This window comes from Bradyrhizobium sp. LA6.8 (assembly GCF_040547935.1).
In the GTDB taxonomy this organism is placed as follows: Bacteria; Pseudomonadota; Alphaproteobacteria; order Rhizobiales; family Xanthobacteraceae; genus Bradyrhizobium; species Bradyrhizobium barranii.
In genome coordinates this window covers 67577-85879 of the sequence record NZ_JBEPQQ010000011.1, presented here as the reverse complement: position 1 = coordinate 85879, position 18303 = coordinate 67577, and the positions used below count along the sequence as shown (strand labels likewise).

The 18303-nt window shown below is 64.4% G+C and carries 17 protein-coding genes; 6 read left to right on the top strand and 11 right to left on the bottom strand.

Features of this window, described 5'->3' with window-relative positions; all coding sequences use genetic code 11:
• Positions 1-41: 41 nt before the first annotated feature.
• From ABIA90_RS38085 to ABIA90_RS38070, 4 genes are all read right to left on the bottom strand, one after another.
• A complete protein-coding gene (locus tag ABIA90_RS38085; protein WP_354121406.1) occupies positions 42-1223 on the bottom strand; it encodes a PepSY-associated TM helix domain-containing protein in 1182 nt (393 codons plus the stop codon).
• Complete coding sequence (locus tag ABIA90_RS38080; protein WP_354121405.1) at positions 1216-2241, bottom strand: extracellular solute-binding protein; 1026 nt, start codon at positions 2239-2241, stop codon at positions 1216-1218. The genes ABIA90_RS38085 and ABIA90_RS38080 overlap by 8 nt, the downstream gene beginning before the upstream one ends.
• 2 nt (positions 2242-2243) lie before the next feature.
• Positions 2244-4580 carry a TonB-dependent siderophore receptor gene (locus tag ABIA90_RS38075; protein WP_354121404.1) on the bottom strand — a complete coding sequence of 779 codons (2337 nt, stop codon included), beginning with the start codon at positions 4578-4580 and terminating at the stop codon, positions 2244-2246.
• Positions 4581-4782: 202 nt separating this feature from the next.
• Complete coding sequence (locus ABIA90_RS38070; RefSeq protein WP_354121403.1) at positions 4783-5667, bottom strand: dihydrodipicolinate synthase family protein; 885 nt, start codon at positions 5665-5667, stop codon at positions 4783-4785.
• A gap of 178 nt (positions 5668-5845) precedes the next feature.
• Between ABIA90_RS38070 and ABIA90_RS38065 the strand changes: the two genes are divergently transcribed.
• Both ABIA90_RS38065 and ABIA90_RS38060 read left to right on the top strand, forming a co-directional pair.
• A complete protein-coding gene (locus ABIA90_RS38065; RefSeq protein WP_354121402.1) occupies positions 5846-7258 on the top strand; it encodes an FAD-binding oxidoreductase in 1413 nt (470 codons plus the stop codon).
• Positions 7259-7266: 8 nt separating this feature from the next.
• Positions 7267-7962, top strand: coding sequence for a GntR family transcriptional regulator (locus ABIA90_RS38060; protein ID WP_354121401.1), 696 nt, complete (start codon positions 7267-7269; stop codon positions 7960-7962).
• Positions 7963-7968: 6 nt separating this feature from the next.
• Here the strand turns inward: ABIA90_RS38060 and ABIA90_RS38055 are convergent, their stop codons facing one another.
• Positions 7969-8109 carry a hypothetical protein gene (locus ABIA90_RS38055; RefSeq protein ID WP_162131457.1) on the bottom strand — a complete coding sequence of 47 codons (141 nt, stop codon included), beginning with the start codon at positions 8107-8109 and terminating at the stop codon, positions 7969-7971.
• 190 nt (positions 8110-8299) lie between these two features.
• On the bottom strand, positions 8300-9238 hold the full coding sequence (locus ABIA90_RS38050; protein WP_354121400.1) for a DMT family transporter: 939 nt from the start codon (positions 9236-9238) through the stop codon (positions 8300-8302).
• A gap of 348 nt (positions 9239-9586) precedes the next feature.
• On the opposite strand from ABIA90_RS38050, the gene ABIA90_RS38045 reads away from it, so the two are divergent.
• From ABIA90_RS38045 to ABIA90_RS38035, 3 genes are all read left to right on the top strand, one after another.
• Positions 9587-11608 (top strand): YgiQ family radical SAM protein, encoded by a 2022-nt coding sequence (locus ABIA90_RS38045; RefSeq protein ID WP_354121399.1) that lies wholly within the window; start codon positions 9587-9589, stop codon positions 11606-11608.
• Positions 11609-11835: 227 nt separating this feature from the next.
• Positions 11836-12294, top strand: a complete 459-nt coding sequence (locus tag ABIA90_RS38040) for an Rrf2 family transcriptional regulator (protein ID WP_247313775.1) — start codon at positions 11836-11838, stop codon at positions 12292-12294.
• Positions 12291-13004, top strand: coding sequence for a class I SAM-dependent methyltransferase (locus ABIA90_RS38035; protein ID WP_354121398.1), 714 nt, complete (start codon positions 12291-12293; stop codon positions 13002-13004). The genes ABIA90_RS38040 and ABIA90_RS38035 overlap by 4 nt, the downstream gene beginning before the upstream one ends.
• Before the next feature lie 60 nt (positions 13005-13064).
• Here ABIA90_RS38035 and ABIA90_RS38030 read toward each other — a convergent pair whose 3' ends face one another.
• The 3 genes from ABIA90_RS38030 to ABIA90_RS38020 form a co-directional block, all read right to left on the bottom strand.
• Entirely contained in the window at positions 13065-13859 is a 795-nt protein-coding gene (locus ABIA90_RS38030) for an alpha/beta hydrolase (protein ID WP_224516823.1), read from the bottom strand.
• Between the two features lie 590 nt (positions 13860-14449).
• Positions 14450-14767 carry a DUF1488 family protein gene (locus tag ABIA90_RS38025; protein ID WP_256376441.1) on the bottom strand — a complete coding sequence of 106 codons (318 nt, stop codon included), beginning with the start codon at positions 14765-14767 and terminating at the stop codon, positions 14450-14452.
• A 3-nt stretch (positions 14768-14770) separates the two neighbouring features.
• Positions 14771-14971 (bottom strand): hypothetical protein, encoded by a 201-nt coding sequence (locus tag ABIA90_RS38020; protein WP_224580952.1) that lies wholly within the window; start codon positions 14969-14971, stop codon positions 14771-14773.
• A 331-nt stretch (positions 14972-15302) separates the two neighbouring features.
• Between ABIA90_RS38020 and ABIA90_RS38015 the strand changes: the two genes are divergently transcribed.
• Positions 15303-16394 carry an AraC family transcriptional regulator gene (locus tag ABIA90_RS38015; RefSeq protein WP_354121397.1) on the top strand — a complete coding sequence of 364 codons (1092 nt, stop codon included), beginning with the start codon at positions 15303-15305 and terminating at the stop codon, positions 16392-16394.
• 78 nt (positions 16395-16472) lie between these two features.
• Here ABIA90_RS38015 and styB read toward each other — a convergent pair whose 3' ends face one another.
• Together styB and styA are read right to left on the bottom strand one after the other, a co-directional pair.
• The gene (styB, locus tag ABIA90_RS38010; RefSeq protein WP_248880360.1) at positions 16473-16958 is read right to left on the bottom strand and encodes a styrene monooxygenase NADH-dependent flavin reductase subunit StyB; all 486 of its coding nucleotides are present in this window, start codon (positions 16956-16958) and stop codon (positions 16473-16475) included.
• A 24-nt stretch (positions 16959-16982) separates the two neighbouring features.
• Positions 16983-18233, bottom strand: a complete 1251-nt coding sequence (styA, locus tag ABIA90_RS38005; RefSeq protein ID WP_354121396.1) for a styrene monooxygenase subunit StyA — start codon at positions 18231-18233, stop codon at positions 16983-16985.
• Between the last annotated feature and the right edge of the window lie 70 nt (positions 18234-18303).

The window sequence follows — 18303 nt, the reverse complement described above, 5'->3', positions numbered from 1 at the left end:
TTTGAACGATTGTCGCGCGCTTGGCTAGCCTTCGCGGCCGTTCACTCGCCCGGAACCAGCCGCCCGAGCGGTGGCTGCGCGGGACGCCGCAGCCTGCGGCGCGACAGATAAAGCAAAATGCCGGTTACCGAGAACAGCGGCATCAACGCTGCTGCAATCATGAAGGCGAGCTTGCCGGGCCAACCCAGGAACGCGCCGCGATGGATGTCGAGCACATTCGCGATGATCTTCTCGCCGAGCGTCTTGTCGGCATAGCGCTCCGCCGAAATCACCTGCCCCGTGACCGCATCCACGCGGAATTCGTCGCGCGTGGTATCGAGCGTCGAATCCTTCGGCCACGACCGGATCCGGATGACCGTGCCGGGTTCGGCGGGCAGCGTCAGCAGCGCTTTGGAGAAACGATCGCCCTCCTCGCGCTGGAGCGTCGACCACGCAGGATCAAATCCCACCGCCTGAACCGGCTCAGGACGCCCTGCCGCACGCAGCTGCTTCGGCTGCATCTTCGCGGCGGCAACGTGCGGGCGCGACAGCAGCCAGACGACGCCGTCCTTGTACCAGTCGAACGAGTACCAGAGCCCGGTCAGCGTCATCACCAGATAGATCGGCAGCACCCACGTGCCGATCACCGCGTGCAGCGAACGGTGCAGGCCGCGGCCGCTGAGCCCGAGATTGGGCTTCAGCCACATCTTCACGCTGCCGGCGCGGCGCGGCCAGCGCAGCACGAGGCCCGAGATGAGCATGACGATCAGGCCGAGCGCGGCGATGCCGGTGATCTGGCGTCCCCACCCCTTGGCATCGCCGGGGATCAGCAGCCAGCGATGCAGCCTGCGCACAGTCGCGAAGAACTCCTCGCCACGCGGCGCACCCAGCACGTGCGCGTCGTAGGGATCGACATAGAGCGATGTCGGCCGCGCGCCCTGCTCGTCGCGCGCGAAGCGGACACGCACCGCCGCGGCCGGATCGCTCGACAGAGTGACGGCCGAGACCTTGCCGAGGTCCTGCCCCGCCTTCAGCCGGGCCACCAGTTCGTCCGGCATCAGCGCCGGCACCTGGCGCAGCGCCACCTGCATGATACCGCTATTCAGATAGTCGCCGATCTCGTCCTCAAAGCTCATGATCGCGCCGGTCAGCGCGATGATGGCCAGCAGCAGCGCAAGCACGAGGCCCGCGATCGAGTGAATCTGGTGCAGAGCGGCCTTGATGTGATGCCCCACCCTACTCATCGAAGCCAACCTTCTTGATCAGCGAGATCGCAGCCTGCTGATGTGCGGCGATCTGGTCGATCGAAATTGCATCGGCGATGAACGTGCCCATTTCGGCAACGATGGGTGCACGCTCCGCTGCTGCGAGCACGGGATATTCCAACTCGGCAGCGGCAAAGATCCGCTGCGCTGCCGGCGTGACAAGGAATTCGAGGAATTGTCGCGCCAACGCCGGATGCGGCGCCTGTTTCGCGATGGCCGCGCCGGTGAGGTTCACATGCGTGCCGCCGCCCTTGAATGTCGATGGCACCGCCTTGACCTCCATCGCCCAGGCACGCCAGTCGGCCCCTTCGCGTCCGTCGCGCAATTGCGCCAATGCCACGGTGTTGCCGATGCCGATCTTGCACGTGCCTTGCGCGATCTCGCGGATCACGTCGTTGTCCTTGCCATCAGGCTTGTGCGCGAGATTGGCCTTCAGCCCGGCGAGCCAGGCCTCCGTCGCGGCCTCACCGTGATGGACGAGATAGGCCGCAACCAGCGCGACATTGTTCTGATGCAGCGGCGAGCGCATGCAGAGCTTGCCGCGCCAATCGGGAGCGGCGAGATCTTCATAATCGATCGAAGCAAGGGCATCGTCCCTGCGCGCCATCACGACGCGGGGGCGTATGGCGAGCGCAATCCACTGTCCGCCGCCTCGCAGATTTGCCGGCACAGCTTGCTCGATCCGCGTCGACGACATCGCCTGCGTCAGGCCGCTGACGGCAGGCTGCGTGGTCTTGTCCAGCCCGATCGCCAACAGGACATCGGCGGGCGATGCGGCGCCTTCCGACGCAAGTCGCTTGACGAGACTGTCCTCGACGAAGACGATTTTCACCTTGACGCCGCTGGCTTCCGTGAAGGCCGCAACGACAGGCTCGACCAGGGCAACCTCCCTGGTCGAATAGAGCGTGATCTCCTCGGCGCGGCTCGCACCTGTGGCAGCAAGGCAGGCAGACGCCGCCGCGATCAGGACCGCGATGGCTTTGTGCCGCACCGCCATCGCTAGAACTTCACCGTTGCCGACAGCGACACGCGGCGCGCATCGCCGATCGCGACGTTCAGATTGTTGACGGCGGAGGGATAATAGACGGTGTCGAACAGGTTCTTGACGTTGAGCTGATAGATCACCCGCGTGTTCTGGTATTTCGTCTCATAGGTCGCGAAAATATCGGCGACCACATAGGACGGCAAGAAGAAGCTGTTGATCGCATCACCGGGACGGTCGCCGACATAGCGCGCGCCGCCGCCGAGGCGGAGCTGGCCCGGCAAAGCTGTACCGAAATCATAGACCAGATAGAGCGAGGCCGTGTTCAGCGCGACGTTCTGCAGCTTCATGCCGTAGAGCGACCGATCTTCGGATGCCGTCACCCGCGCGTCGGTATAGCCATAGCTGCCGATCAGGGCCAAACTGTCGGTGAGCCTGCCGGTCACGTCCAGCTCGACGCCGCGCGAGCGGGCGCGGCCGACGGTATGGAGTTCCACCACGCCAGCGCTGTTCGTCTTCGTCGTCTGCACGTTCTTCTTGTCGAGATCGTAGAGCGCCAGCGTACCGGAGATACGCTTGTTCAGATCGAACTTCACGCCGGTCTCGTATGACACGCCTTCTTCGGGCGCGACATTGGAATCGATCACGATGCCGATCGGCGCGATGGTCGAGTTGGGCTTCAGCGATTCGGTGTAGCTCGCATACAGCGAGATCTCGTCGGTCAGCTTGAAGATGGCGCCGCCGAGGGGAAGCACCTTGTCCTGGGACACGTTGGTATTGGTGTAGAACAGTGCCTTCCCGCGCCCGGCGATCTGATCGTAGTCCATGTAGCGCACGCCGCCGACCAGCGCGAACCGCTCGGTCAAATGCAGCGTATCCTGGACGAACAGCGACCACTGTCCGAGCTTGTCGGTCTGGGCGCTGTCACCGGGCACCACGGTCGTGCCCGGCCCAACCAACCCATAGACCGGATTGTAGATGTTGATGGCGGGCGTCGCTTGCCGGATCAGGCTATCGCGGTAGATGGTGCGATACTGGCCGTCGCCGCCGAACACCACCTCGTTGCGCATGTTGCCGAGCCAGAAGCTGCCCGAGACGTAGGATGTTCCGTAGCTGACATTGCTGAGCGAGCCGCGCGTGCCGTCATTGCTGCGCGTCTCCGCACCGGTCGTGAAGTTGATGCCGGTGATGCGGAGCTGGTTGGCGCTGAAGGTCTCGGTGTTGTAGCTGTAGCCAGCGTAGAGCTTCCAGTCCTGGTTGAAGCGGTGCTCGACCGAGGCCTGCAACAGGTCCGACGTGCCCCATGTGTTGTTGAAAGGTTCGTCGAGCCGGCGGTCGGCGGGAATCGCCAGCGGCGCTTTCGTCACCGGATTGAACGCCGTGCCGCGATCGAACGGATAGATGAACTCGCGATGCTCGTAATTGAGCTGGACCGTCGTGTCCTGGCCGTACCAGGCCAGCGACGGTGCGACCAGCATCTCGCGGTGACGGCCGAAATTGCGCCAGTAATCCTCGCTGACGCCGTAGCCGATGAAGCGATAGGCAAGGCCCTGATCGCCGATCGGACCGGTAACATCGAGCAGGCCGTCGGCGCCGGTTTTCGAGGCACTGAATGCCGAGCCGAGCAGCGTGACCGAACCGTGCTGATAGAGCTCCGGGCGCTTGCTGATCGTGTTGACGATGCCGCCGGGATCCATGATGCCGTAGAGCAGCGAGGCCGGCCCCTTCAGAACCTCGACGCTTTCGACCGCGGGATTGAAGCTGCGGCCCTGCACCAGCGGCATGCCGTTGCGCATGATCGAACCATCACGATTATCGCCGAAGCCGCGGCGGATCACCGCGTCCTGGCTTCCGGCGAGCGTGTTGGTCTGAGTGATGCCGGAGACGTTGATGAGCGCATCGTCGATGTTCCGCGGGAGCTGGTCCTTCAACACCTGTTCAGGCACGATGTTGACCGCCTGCGAGGTATCGAGGGGCGAGGCGCCGCTGCGCAGGGTGGTCGAACTCGGCATCGCGCGGTAACCGAGCTTGGCAGCCTGCTGCGCGGCGGCCGCGGCTGCTGCACGTTCCGATATTGTCGGTGCTGCTGGTGTGGCGGCATTCCGGCTGCGCTGGCGCGCGGCGGCTTGCGTCCGGCGCTGGGGCGATTCAGATGCGCGGGCCGGCTTCGGTCGCTGCACCGGCGCTTCCACTGTCACCGGCGGCAGCGCTGACTGCGCCTGCGCGGTCGTCGTGTTCGAGGGGGATTCGACGAGCAGCACCGCTGCGCCGAGGAGAAGACCTGCACGGCTCTTGCCGGCATGATGACGATGGCCGCTGACGCGTTGGCCATCCACGAGGGCACGCACTTTCATTCCACTTCAAGTCAAGAACATTGAAGTGTGCGCCTGTAACAGTCGGCGGGATCGAAGAGAACCGTAGGCGAGCTTGAATCGCTCTAGTGTTGAATCGTTCTAAGCGCATCAGCGCACCGAACGGCAATCACCAATAGACGTCGCAGTTATCGCAACACGCTGCACGCGAATCCGCGGCAACGTGTCACGAAGATTTCATATCTCACGCGATGGCAGGAGCAATCAGCTCGTCAATCTTTCGCTTGAGCTCTACGCCATCGGACGAGGCACGGAACGGCGGGCGTACGCGCAGCCAGCCTGCGTCGCCCGTCTGTGCGGCGAGGATTGCCTTCAGCGTCGCGAGGAACGACGGCGTGTTCAGCACGACATCGGTCGCGGCTTGCATGCGCGCCTCGACGTCCTTGCCGTCAACCATGCCCTTGACCAGCTCGGGCACGACGTTGGCCATGCCGCAGATGGTGCCGGCGCCGCCGGCGGCGATCGCGCGGGTGATGTCAGCTTCGTTGCCGACGGTGATGGCGAGCTCGGGAGCAGCACTACGGAATGCCTGGAATTGCTTGAAGTCGCCGCTGGAGTCCTTCAGGCCCGCAACCACCTTGCCGTAACGCTTGCGCAGGTTCGCAGCGACACTAGTCGGGATCGCAACGCCGGAGACCTGGGGGATGTGATAGAGCGAGGCGCGCAGGCGATCGTCGGCGACGCCGTCGATGATCGCGGCAAAAGCATCCTCGATGCCTTCGGGCGTGACACCACGGTCGAAATAGGGTGGCAGATACAGCACGTGGCGCAGGCCGAGGCCGAGCACGGTGCGCGTCAGCGCGATGCTGTCGGTGATGGCGGGAAAGCCGCCGCCGATGCCGATCCGTTCGGGCGCGACGCCGGCCTTGAGCACGGCCTCGATGGTCGCGACACGCTCATTGACATTGAAGGAGGTGCCCTCGCCGGTGGTGCCGAACAGCACGACGCCATCGACGCCCTTGCTGAAGAGCTGCCTGGCGTGAGCGGCGAGCTTGGCGGAGTCCACGCTGCCATCCGTCGCCAGCGGCGTCGCCGACGCCACCCAGAACCCGCGAATTGCCTCCGTCATCTCACCACCCATTGCTGCGGTCCCGGACTAAGCCCCTGATCTCGAACGATCTTAGGAAGCTTTCCGAGCCTTGTTTTTGCTTTACTTTTCATGTTGTACCTTACATACAAGACGGACGCAAATCCTTTCCACCATCACGGCGCGCATGAGACGCAGCCAGATTCCGAGGAGGTCTCGCATGAACATGGTGAGCCCCATTGAGCGTCCCGATCAGTTGCTTGGCGCCTTGCGCGACAAGCTCGGCGCGGCCGCCGTACTTGTTGGCACCGACGTGCCGGCGCGCAATTGCAACGACTGGAGCGCGAGCCTGCCGCAAACGCCGCTGGCGGTGATCCGGCCGGTCGATGCGCAAGGCGTTGCCGATGCGATTGCGACCTGCCGGCAGGCGCGGCTGCCCTTCGTGCCGCAGGGTGGATTGACCGGGCTGTGCCGCGGCGCATCGCCCGAAGCGGGCTGGGTCGCGATCTCGCTCGAGCGCATGACCGGCATCGAGGAGATCGATCGGGCGTCAATGACGATGACGGTGAAATCGGGCACGCCGCTGGAGACGATCCAGAAGGCCGCGGACGAAGCCGGCTTCTTCTTTCCGCTCGATCTCGGCTCGCGCGGCTCCTGCGCGATCGGCGGCAATCTCTCCACCAATGCCGGCGGCAATCGCGTGATCCGCTACGGCATGACGCGCGAACTGGTGCTCGGCCTGGAGGTGGTGCTGCCCGACGGCACCATCATCACCAGCCTCAACAAGCTGATGAAGAACAACGCGGGCTATGACCTCAAGCATCTATTCATCGGCTCCGAAGGCACGCTCGGCATCATCACCCGCGTGGTGTTGCGGCTGTTCCCGAAACCGCGCTCGACCATGGCGGCGCTGTGCGCGCTGAAGGACTATGCCGCGGTGATCGACTTGCTCGGTGTCGCGCGCAGCGGGCTCGGCCCGCTGCTGTCGGCCTTCGAGGTGATGTGGCCGGATTACTGGGACGTGATCACGAATCGCGCCGGGGTGAAGCCGCCGGTCGCCGCAGGCCACGGTCTCTACGTGCTCGTCGAGGCCCAAGGCACCGACGAGAGCCTGGATGCACCGCGTTTCCAGGCCTGGCTCGAAGAGCTGATGGAGCGCGGGCTGCTCGCAGATGCCGCCGTGGCGCAATCGCTGGCGCAGACGCAGGCTTTCTGGCGCGTGCGCGACATCTGCGCCGAGTTCGGCCAGGTGCTGGGCCCGCACATCTCCTACGACATCGGGCTTGCGGTGGCGCGGATGGACGAGTTCGTCACGCGCTGCAAGGCCGCATTGGCCTCCGGCATCAAGGGGTGCGAGAGCGTCTATTACGGCCATATCGGCGACGGCAATCTGCATCTCGTGTCCTGGGTCACCGGTCTTTCCGTCGAGCGGCAGCCGAAGGAAGAGATGGACGCGATCATCTACGGTCTGGTGCGTGAACTGGGCGGCAGCGTCTCCGCCGAGCACGGCATCGGTACGCTGAAGAAGAAGTGGCTGGGCCATGCGAGGAGCGAAGCCGAGATCGCGTTGATGCGGACGCTGAAGGCCGCGCTCGATCCCGATCACCTGCTCAATCCCGGCAAGGTGATCTGAGACAGCAGATGCGATCGCTCAAGCTCGATACGCCGAAATCGCTGTCGCAGCGGGTGGTGCTGCGGCTGCGCCAGGCCATCATCGACGGCGAGTTCGCGCTCGGCGCCGCCATCTCCGAGGAGATGGTGGCGAACTCCTTCGGCGTCAGCCGCACGCCGGTGCGCGAGGCGATGGGCCAGTTGCAGGCGCAGGGCCTGGTCGTGATCCGGCCGCAGGTCGGCAGCTTCGTGTTCACGCCGAGCGCGGAGGACATCACTGCGCTCTGCACCTTCCGGATCGCGCTCGAGCCCAAGGCCGCCGAGCTCGCGTTCCGTCACGATCGCGACGCCGCAATTGCGACGATGAGCGAGGCAATCGCGGCGATGGAGCCGGCGATCGCGGCGAAGGACAACATCGCCTATGGCCGCGCCGATGCGAGCTTTCACGAAGGGTTGTTCGCGCATTGCGGCAACCGCTATCTCATCGAATCCTACCAGCTCGTCTCGGGCCGCGTCGCCGCGCTGCGCACCAATCTGACGTCGCCGATCGACGTGCGCACCCGCTCGTCCTTCGACGAGCATCGCAAGCTGCTCGATCTGTTCGCGCGCGGCGAGTTCGCGGCCTTCGAAGCGCTGATGACGACGCACATCACCAATTCCGGCCTGGTCTACGCCAAGGCCTTGAAAGTGGAGGCCTTGAAAGTGGAGGCGCTGAAGGTGGACTGAGCGCTTCTACCCCGCGTCCTTCGATCCCGGCCTGTCCAGAAAATCCAGCGCGGTGTTGATCTGTTCGAGCTGGTGCTCGATCTTGTCGCGATCGTCGACCGACTGCGCCTTCTCGAGCTGTTCCACAAGCTTCTGCTTCCGTGACAACAAGTTCTCTATGACCGTACTCACAAGTCCCCCATCGCCCCGAAACGAAGCGTCGAGGCAAAATCCGGTTACGGCACTGGCGCCGGGATGGTCGGGGCGCGCGCGAGCATGGCTCGCATCGGTCCCTTGATCAGAATGTTCGCGGAGGCGGTTGGTTCCTGCGAATGAACCACAACTCCGATCGATGGAACTATTTGCGCAGGCTCGCCCAGACCCCGCCGAGGATCAGCACACCGCCGAACAGATGGATCAGTTTTGGCGGTTCACCGAGAATTGCGAACGACAGCAGGGCGCTCGCGATCGGTCCGAGATAAAGCACGAGCGAGGTTCGGACCGAACCGAATTTGCCGCCGAGCCAGGCAAAGCCGGCATAGGCGAGCAGCCCGGGAACGATCCCGGCGAAGACGTAAGCCGACACCGCTTTCGTGCTGAAGACCTGCGCCGGCGCGGTCCACATCTCGATCAGCGCCTGCGGCAGCGAGAACAGCGCGCCGGCGCCTGCGAACAGGCTCATGCGCGCCAGCAGCGACGCCTTGGGCGCCGCGCGCGATTGCAGCAGCGTGTAGCCGGACCAGCCGAGCATCGCGATCACGACCAGGCCGTCGCCCGCTGCGGTCTCCAGTGCGAACAAGGTCTCCGGATAACCGCCGGAGATGATGAGCAAGGCGCCAGCGAGCGCAAGGGCGGTGCCGAGCCATTGCAGCGGGCCGACATGCTCGATGCCGAGCACCGCAGAGATCATCAGCACCGTGACCGGCGACAGCGCCATGATCAACGCGATGTGGATCGCCGTCGTCGAGATGCCGGCAGCGTAGACCGGGCCGCCGCAGAGGAACATGCCCATGAAGCCGGCGGCGAGGATCGGCCAGATGTTCTTGCCGAGTGGCACGCGGCCGGCGCGGATTTCGGCGAACGCGATCGGCGCGAGCCCGATGGCGACGATGCTCCAGCGGAAGAAGGCGAGCGCGAAGGGCGGGACCGAGCCCGCAAGCCCGCGCGCCAGAATCTGATTTGAGGCCTGTGCGGTCGCCACCAGGATGAAGCCGATCAGCGCAACCGCGCCGAGCCAGGCCTCGGTGGACGGCGCCGCGCCGGCGTCATCACCGCCGTCAAAAGTTTCCTTGCCCATGGAGCAATCGGATATCCGATGTCGGCCGCGGTGAGAACCCGGAAGAGGGATCGCTGGTGTGCATATGCGGCACGCGTACAGTTCCGGGCGGCGAGGCGATGCTCGCCATGCGCAAGGCCGGATCGAGGCGGCGCTGCTGGGACGGTGACTAATCTCCGCCTCGTCGAGAGTGCCGTGCGGATGGTCCGCCAGCATGGCGGCGGCGAGCCGGCCACGACTGCCGAGGTCCGGCAGGGGTTTGCGAACAGTTAACGCGCTCCCGCAAGCCGGTTTGCCCCTGGCGGAACCGCAAATCTTCACGCGCCTGTCGGTTGTATTCGCGGCCCCGGAGTCCTATGCGTAGGCGCCATGAACATCCAGATCATTACCGCCGAAAAGCCCCTGATGGCGCAGGCGCGCCCGCGCAAGCCGGCGCCGTTCCTTCCCATGACCCGCGCCGAGATGGACGCGCTCGGCTGGGATGCCTGCGACATCGTGCTGGTGACAGGCGATGCCTATGTCGACCATCCGAGTTTTGGCATGGCCATCATCGGCCGGCTGCTGGAGGCGCAGGGCTTTCGGGTCGGCATCATCTCCCAGCCCGACTGGCATTCGGCTGATCCGTTCAAGGTGCTCGGCAAGCCAAAAGTGTTTTTCGGCGTCACCGGCGGCAACATGGACTCCATGGTGAACCGCTACACCGCGGACCGGCGCATCCGCAGCGACGACGCCTATACGGCCGGCGGCGAAGGCGGCAAGCGGCCAGACCGCTGCACCGTCGTCTACGCGCAGCGCTGCCGCGAGGCGTTCAAGGACGTGCCGATCGTGCTCGGCGGCATCGAGGCCTCGCTGCGCCGGATCGCGCATTACGATTACTGGTCCGACAAGGTGCGCCGCTCGGTGCTGGCCGACGCCAAGGCCGACCTGCTGCTCTACGGCAATGCCGAGCGCGCCGTCGTCGAGGTGGCCAACCGTCTTGCCGCCGGCGAAGCGCCGCGCGAGCTCAGCGACATCAGGGGCGTCGCGCTGTTCCGCCGCGTGCCCGAAGACTATTCCGAGCTGCACGCCGACGATCTCGACTCCGCCGACGAGGGCGCAACGCGCCAGAAGGGCGCGACCGTCATCCGCCTGCCGGCGCTGGAGCAAGTCGAGCAGGACAAGGAAGCCTATGCGCGCGCGTCACGTGTGCTGCATCGTGAGAGCAATCCCGGCAATGCACGGCCGCTGGTGCAGCGCCACGGCGATCGCGACCTCTGGCTCAATCCGCCGCCGATCCCGCTGACCAGCGACGAGATGGACGCGGTCTACGACCTGCCCTATGCGCGCGCGCCGCATCCGTCCTACGGCGAGGCCAAAATCCCCGCCTGGGACATGATCAAGTTCTCGGTGACGATCATGCGCGGCTGTTTCGGCGGCTGCACCTTCTGCTCGATTACCGAGCATGAAGGCCGCATCATCCAGAACCGTTCGGAAGGCTCGATCCTGCGCGAGATCGAGAAGATCCGCGACAAGACGCCGGGCTTCACCGGCGTGATCTCCGACATCGGCGGCCCCACCGCCAACATGTACCGGATGGCGTGCAAGGATCCGAAGGTCGAGGCCGCGTGCCGCCGGCCGTCCTGCGTCTTCCCCGAGATCTGCCCGAACCTCAACACCTCGCATGACGACCTGATCCGGCTCTATCGCAAGGTGCGCGAGACCAAGGGCATCAAGAAGGTGATGGTCGCCTCCGGCGTGCGCTACGATCTCGCGGTCGAGAGCCCCGAATACATCAAGGAGCTCGTCACTCATCACGTCGGCGGCTATCTGAAGATCGCGCCCGAACATACCGAGCGCGGCCCGCTCGATAAGATGATGAAGCCCGGCATCGGCGCCTACAATCAGTTCAAGCGGATGTTCGATGCCGCGGCCGAGCAGGCCGGCAAGAAATATTACCTGATCCCGTATTTCATCGCGGCGCATCCGGGCACGACCGACGAGGACATGATGAACCTCGCGCTCTGGCTCAAGAAGAACCGCTATCGCGCCGATCAGGTGCAGACCTTCCTGCCCTCGCCGATGGCGACCGCAACCGCGATGTACCACACCGGCGTCAACCCGCTGCGCGGCGTGCGCCGCGGCGGCAGCGACAAGGTCGAGGCGATCAAGGGCCTGCGTCAGCGAAGGCTGCACAAGGCCTTCCTGCGCTATCACGACCCCGACAATTGGCCGGTGCTGCGCGAGGCCTTGATCGAGATGGGCCGCCGCGACCTGATCGGCTCGCGCCCCGACCAGTTGGTCCCAGCGCACCAGCCCCCCGGCACCGGCAAGGCTGCCGGCACGCGGCGACCGGTGCGCCCCGGCGGCAAGACGCAGCGGTTCACGACCAAGGGTCTGCGAGTGATGAAGTAGGCAAGAGCCGGACGAGATCCGGTTTAGCCTGCGGCTGTCGTGCCCCCAAAACAAAAATGTCGAAAACAACCCCATGCACAGTAGACGGCATGAGCGGGATCAATGGCTTAGGCGGTCTGCGGCGACGTTGACCCGTCGGGCAAAACGGGCGCGGGATGGCAACGCGCCCCTTACGCTCGCACCGAAACTGGTTGACTTCGGCGCCATCATGTAACATATGAAGTTACATGAAACGAGATAGCCGATTATCAGGCGTGCTCCACGTCCTGCTGCACATGGCGCAGCAGCCTGGCCCGTTCACGTCCGAGACCCTGGCGAAGGCCATGGACACCAACCCGGTGGTGATCCGCCGCATCATGGCGGGCCTGCGCGACCTCGGTTACGTCCGCTCCGAGAAGGGGCACGGCGGCGGCTGGACGCTGGCTTGCGATCTGTCGAAGGTGACGCTGCGCGATGTCTACACCGCGCTCGGCAGCCCCTCGATACTGGCCATGGGCAACCGGACCGAGGCGCCCGGCTGCCTGGTCGAGCAGGCCGTCAATGCCGCGCTCGATCAGGCCTTTGACGATGCAGAGGCGTTGCTGCTGTCGCGCTTTGCCGGAGTGACGCTGGCGATGCTGAGCGACGATCTGCGCAGGCGCCTGGGTGCGCGAAAGCTTCAAGGCATGAGCGCGCATCACGCGTGACCCGCTCCCCTCAGCAGGACAACATCGTGACCGACATTCAAAACGCGTTTTCCGATCCGCAAATGGTGGCGAAGTACACCGAAGGGCCGCCACGGTTCGTTCCCGGCTACAATTCGATGCTGTCCATGGCGGCGATCCTTTTGGGCGAGCGTGCACGTGAAGATGCGCGAATACTCGTTCTTGGCGCCGGCGGCGGCCTGGAGCTGAATGCCTTTGCGCAAGCGCAACCGCGCTGGACCTTTGATGGCGTGGACCCGTCCGCTGCGATGCTGGATCTCGCGAAGCAGACGCTGGGCCCGCTCGCGCCGCGCGCGCATCTGCATCAAGGCTATATCGACGATGCGCCGGAGGGGCCGTTCGACGGCGCGACGTGCCTGTTGACCCTGCATTTCGTCGATGTCGAGGAACGGCTGCGAATAGCGTCCGAAATCCGCCGCCGCCTCAAGCCCGGCGCACCGTTCGTCGCGGCCCATTTCAGCATCCCCGGCGACGACGATGAACGGCCGCTTTGGCTCTCGCGGTATTCAGCCTTTCTCGCCGCTGCCGGAGTCGAGCCCGACAAGGCGGCCGCCGCGCGAAAGGCGGTCGATGGGCAATTGAGCATCCTGGCGCCCGCGCGAGACGAAGCAATTTTGCGCGACGCAGGCTTCTCCGTCCCAACCCTGTTCTACATCGGCTTCACGTTCCGCGGCTGGGTCGCCTACGCCTGAGACGTCACGGCCTCGTCGACACGTCGCCATGAAGAAGCCAGGCAGGGCCTGCCTCTCGCGCTACTCCGCAAGCCGCGCGAGCGGGCCCGCGGCCGCCTTCTGTTCACCCAGCGCTTGGCCCTGGGCCATGCGTTGGCGGATCATTGCGACAACCGGGCCTACCTGCTCGAAAGCCCGGTCGTGGGCGTCGTCGCCGGCGACCGCCAGTTTCGTCAGGTCGTAGACGTCGATCCGGTCGCGCGCGAGCTCAGTTCGATAAGGCTCCTGGGTCGGGTCGATATCGCCCAGGCGGGCGACGTCTCCCCAGATCGTCTTCGACAGCGAGAGCGCGCCGTCGTCACGCGAGACGAACAACGAGATGGGGGGCCGCGCGCCGCTCATCCGGTTCAGTTGCGAGCGGAAGACATCGACATCCACGTCGGGTGCCACCAGCATCACATTCTTCAGCTTGCTGCGCTTCGACGCGACAGCCGGGGCGCGGATCGCCCGCGTTCGCAGTGCTTCCAGTGCGATCCAATTGCCCATCGAATGAGCCAGGAGATAAACTTCGCCGACGGCAGACGAGGCGTCGAGCGTGCTCAACAGATTGTCGAGCGCGTCACGCGAAAAATTGGCGCTTTCCCGGTCATAGGTATACGCGCGCAGCCTCAGCTCGCCGCGCGATGGCCAGGTGAAAAGCACGGGAACGACCGGCACTTTGGAGTCGTGCACGATCTGCGCGAAGCGATAGACCGCATCATCGAAGCGGTTGTTGAAGCCGTGGACGAAGACAAGCACCTTGTTGCGACCGGACTGCTTCATCGCCGCGGCGACAGACGCAGCGAAATGCGTCTTGTCGAGATAGTCGGCCGACACAGTCGTGAAATCCCGTTGGGGGTCGCCGGGCAGGCTCGCGGGCCACTGCACTTCGCCGATCTTCCGCGCGGCATCTGGCGGGATCGAGACAGTCACCTCGGCAAAGGACAGCTCGTCCGAACGGTCCCCGCTGAACATCTCACCGGGATCGACGTCGGATCGCTTGCGATTGGTGACGACGTAGATCGGGACATTTGTGTTTCCGGGGGCGACCTGCGCTGTCGGAACAAGCACGCCCTGCGACGGACGTCCTGCACAGCCGCCCAGGACTGCTGCGATCGACAAAGCCAACAAAACTGCTGGAGCACTGATGCGACTCGTCCGGACCACCGGCAACACTCACAACTGGACGCAAGAGCGCGATAACTCACCATCCGGGCAACGGAAGGGGCACCGGATATCGACCAGTCTATACCGGCTGAGCGTGCCTGGATGTCACGGCGCGGCAACACCCAGCCGGCGACAACTGCGGAACCCGGTCTTGCAGACCATGGTCGCGTGAAATGTTTAAGAGGGAGATGTCGAGCATCTCACGTGGCACAAATTGCATATGCGTTGCCGTTGCGGCGGCGGCCTTGCTTTGGCGGTCGTCAGAGCGCCTTGACGTGCTTGGAGAAGATGCGGAGCCGCTCGCGCTGCCGCCTGCCCTGCTGTTCGAAAGCGTATGATGCAAGGCGCTCGACCGCGTCGCGGAGACACCTGAATTGGGTCTCCCTTTCGTCGGGACGCGTGCCCTTCGAGCCGTGAAGGTCGTCCAGCGCGACGCTGCTTATCTCGCAGTCGACGATGCTGGCGCCATACGTCATCGTAAACAGAAACGCCATCCGCTCCGTGTCGTAGCCAAGAATCTGGCCGCGCGTCAGAAGCGCTGCGTTTTCCGCTGGGGATACTCTCGGTGGACGCGGCAATTGTCAGCCTACGGCTTCGCCGGTGTCGCACGGCGGCACCTCCGCCAGGCGGCTCGCCTGCGAAGCAAAATCGTTGAACGCTGCGACTGCGTCGCTCATGTTGTGGCATCCGCGGCTGTCGCGCGAGGCGTGAACGCGAAGATCGAACAGCTCCATCCAGAACAGGGGCGCCGCAGCTGAACCGGCTTCAAGCGTTTCGAACATGTTGATCTCGCAATCGCCAACGCGCTCAAGCGCAACCGTCCGTGGGCCATGAGCGATATGAGGAATTCCGAGCAATTTTCCGTAACTTCGCAATATCTTCACGTTTATAGGCGGCGCGCCATCGCAGCTGGACATCAAGGCCTTCGGGCTTTTTCGGGGTGGGTTCGCCCCCGAGTACAGACGACGCACCTAGGGGGACAGATCGCCGATTTAAGTCACATGACACCCGGTTTCTTGTTATCGTGAGCCAATAACTTGATTTTCTATGCCGCGATCCCGATGCGCGAGCCGAGGACTCAAGGCCGCAGCGGCAACGACGAAAGGGTTCGATGTGGCTGCTGCCCGTTCGCCCCAATTGCAAGCCATGCCCAGTGCGACCGGCGGCATCGCCCGCCTGGTGTGGGCCCGCCTGCGCGAAGCCGGCATTCAGGCGGACGGCTTGCTGTCCAAGGCCAGATTGACCCTCGAGCAGATCCAAGACCGCAAGGCGCGGCTGAGCGTTGAAAGCCAGATCAAGTTTCTGGAGCTTGGTGCCGAGGCGCTGCACGACGACGCCCTGGGATTTCACCTGGCACGGGACTTCGACCTTCGTGAGATCGGCCTGCTCTACTATGTCGCGGCCTCATCCGGGACAGTCGCTGAAGCCTTGTCAAAGACGGAGCGCTATTGCCGGCTCGCGAACGAGGGAATTTCACTGCGATTTGCCGCGAAGGACATGGCGATTGCGTTGAGCTATGTCGGCGTGGAACGGCGGTCGGATCGGCACCAGATCGAATTCTGGGTGACCTCTATCATTCGAATCAACCGCGCACTGACCAACCGCCGCGTGGTGCCAAGCCGTGTCAAAGTCGCCCATCGCCGTCGAGCGATGCCCGCGGAGGTCAGGTCGTTCCTTGGTTGCGAGATCGAGTTCGGATCAGACGTCGATGAGATCGCCTTCCCTCAGTCCGTGGGACAGATGCCCATCGAAAGTGCCGATCACCACTTGAACGATCTGCTGGTGACCTTCTGCGAGGAGGCGCTTGCACATCGGCAGCCTGGGGGAGTTTCGCTCAGATCGAGCGTCGAGAATGCCATCGCGCCACTGCTTCCCCATCGCGAGGCACGGGCTGAGGAGATCGCGCGCCGGCTCGGCATGAGCCACCGCACGTTGGCGCGGCGCCTCGCGTCGGAAGGACTGACCTTCACCGGCATTATGGACGAGCTGAAAATCGACCTCGCCAAAAGCTATTTGAAAAAGGACGAGTTGCCGATTTCGCAAACCGCCTGGCTGCTCGGCTATGGCGAAGTCAGCGCATTCACCCACGCCTTCAGGCGCTGGACCGGAATGACGCCACGACAATGGCGTGCCGCGGACGACCCCAAGCGCGCCGACAACGTCAACGATACGCCCCCTCGCGCAAAGAACGCCAGGGCAAGCTAGTCCCGGCGGTAACGCCAAAGCGCCCCGATGCAGCCAGGAAAACACCAGATCCACTCAAGCCGCGGACCGCTGCAACCCTCACCGATCCACCGGCACACCCGGCCCGAGATGATACCGGCTCGAGAAGAACACCAGCGGCGTGGTGTCGCGATAGTCGCAGCTCGAAACTTCGGCGATGATCAGCGTGTGGTCGCTGACATCGACGTGGCGTGTGACCTCGCAGGCGAACCAGGCCATGCAGCCGGACAGGCGCGGCAGGCCGTCGACGATATCGTAATCCGGCGTCGCGCCGGTGTTCGGCTGGCTCGCGAAGTGCCGCGACAGGTCCCGGCCGTGCTCGGGCAGGACGTTGACGCAGTAGCGTCCGGTCGCCGAGATCGCCCGGTGCATGCGTCCCGGCATGACCGACACCAGCACGGTCGGCGGCGACAGGCTGACGGTGACAAAGCTGTTCGCGGTCATGCCGCAGACGCGGCCGTGCTCGTCCAGCGCGGTCAGCACCGCGACGCCGGTCGTAAAGCGCGATGCGGCCTCGCGGAACGAGGCCGGATTGGCGCGCGGCATGTCAATCCCCACTCGCATCGGTCCTCACGCAATCGCCCTGACCGGCTCAGGCGGCGCCGACATGCGCTCGATCCAGGCCTGGATGCGCTGCGGCGTGCAGATGCGGTCCCACTGCCGGTCCGGGTAGTTGAAATTCTCGGTGAACTCGTTGGCCAGCGCCGGGTTCTGGCTCATCGCGCCGATCAGCATGCCCAGCGCTTCCGTCGGCGGCTGCAGCATCACGTTGGTCCAGCGCGAGGCCGCCAGCACGCGATCCTGTCGTTTCAGCTCGATCGTCTCGCACAGGCGCAAGTCGAGCGCATCGGCGTTGACGATCTCCTCGCCGAGCACGAAGGCCGCATAGGAGGCGACATTGGCGCCCTGGCCCATCATGGGATCGACGATCGCATGGACGTCGCCGAGCGCGATCGCGCATTTGCCGTCGTCGAACTCGACCACAGTGTTGCGCACCGTCGGGACCACGCCGCCTTGCAGGAGATCCTGCGGCTGCGCGAGATCGAAGCGCGCGGTGTCGATTCGGTCGTAGGTCGTCGGGTGATGCTTCTCGAGCTTGCCCAGCAGCACCTTCAAGAAGTGCTTCGGGTTGTCGTCGTAGCTGAGCGTCGCCAGTTCCTCCATGTCGCCGCCGGGCACGTTCTCCATCAGCAGCGCGTTGGCGACACCGCCGAACGTAATGGTCGGGATCACGATCATCTCGCCATGGCCGGGTGACACCGAGAGCGTGACGTTCATGGGATCGGGCTGCCGCACGCCGGTGTAAAGCCCGACGCACAGCCGCCGTTGCGGCTGCGAATAGGGCGTGTGCTCCGGCCGGTAAGTGAAGAGCTGGCCCAGCGGGCCCTTGCCGGTCGAGACGACCAGGAGATCGAAACGGGCGACCAGCGGACGAATGTCGCGCTCTTCGATGCGGCGATATTCGATCTTGCCGCCGCGGCTGACAAAATCCTGCATCAGGGCAGGAAGATAGATCCGATAGTCGACGGCGCGGCTCGGCTTCGAGAAATCACCGCGAAAACTCAGCGGCTGCGGAAAATTGAAGACGTGGTCGTGGTAGTAATAATGGTCCTTCGGATCGCTCCAGTGATTGACGCCGAGATAGTCCTCGCGCGCGATCGTCACGTGGTGATGCGCGACGGTGTTGAGCAGGCGGATGTTCTTGTATTCCTCAGGCGGTCGATCCGTGATGATCGTCGCGTCCACGCCGTGCTTCTGCAGGTAAAGCGCGAGATGCAGGCCGGCGATGCCGGCGCCGACAATTCCGATATGGCGTGCCAATTTCGTCTCCTCCCCTGTGAATGCTTGTTTTGAGGGAGCCTAGCGACCCGCCGAGTTGCGCACTACGGAA

Coding starts and splice junctions, on each gene's coding strand:
- ABIA90_RS38060 (WP_354121401.1), top strand. CDS start 7,267: ATGCGATCGCTCAAGCTCGATACGCCGAAATCGCTGTCGCAGCGGGTG.
- ABIA90_RS38040 (WP_247313775.1), top strand. CDS start 11,836: ATGAAACGAGATAGCCGATTATCAGGCGTGCTCCACGTCCTGCTGCAC.
- ABIA90_RS38075 (WP_354121404.1), bottom strand. CDS start 4,580: ATGAAAGTGCGTGCCCTCGTGGATGGCCAACGCGTCAGCGGCCATCGT.
- ABIA90_RS38070 (WP_354121403.1), bottom strand. CDS start 5,667: ATGACGGAGGCAATTCGCGGGTTCTGGGTGGCGTCGGCGACGCCGCTG.
- ABIA90_RS38020 (WP_224580952.1), bottom strand. CDS start 14,971: ATGTTCGAAACGCTTGAAGCCGGTTCAGCTGCGGCGCCCCTGTTCTGG.
- ABIA90_RS38045 (WP_354121399.1), top strand. CDS start 9,587: ATGAACATCCAGATCATTACCGCCGAAAAGCCCCTGATGGCGCAGGCG.
- ABIA90_RS38085 (WP_354121406.1), bottom strand. CDS start 1,223: ATGAGTAGGGTGGGGCATCACATCAAGGCCGCTCTGCACCAGATTCAC.
- ABIA90_RS38065 (WP_354121402.1), top strand. CDS start 5,846: ATGAACATGGTGAGCCCCATTGAGCGTCCCGATCAGTTGCTTGGCGCC.
- styB (WP_248880360.1), bottom strand. CDS start 16,958: ATGCCGCGCGCCAATCCGGCCTCGTTCCGCGAGGCCGCATCGCGCTTT.
- ABIA90_RS38050 (WP_354121400.1), bottom strand. CDS start 9,238: ATGGGCAAGGAAACTTTTGACGGCGGTGATGACGCCGGCGCGGCGCCG.
- ABIA90_RS38080 (WP_354121405.1), bottom strand. CDS start 2,241: ATGGCGGTGCGGCACAAAGCCATCGCGGTCCTGATCGCGGCGGCGTCT.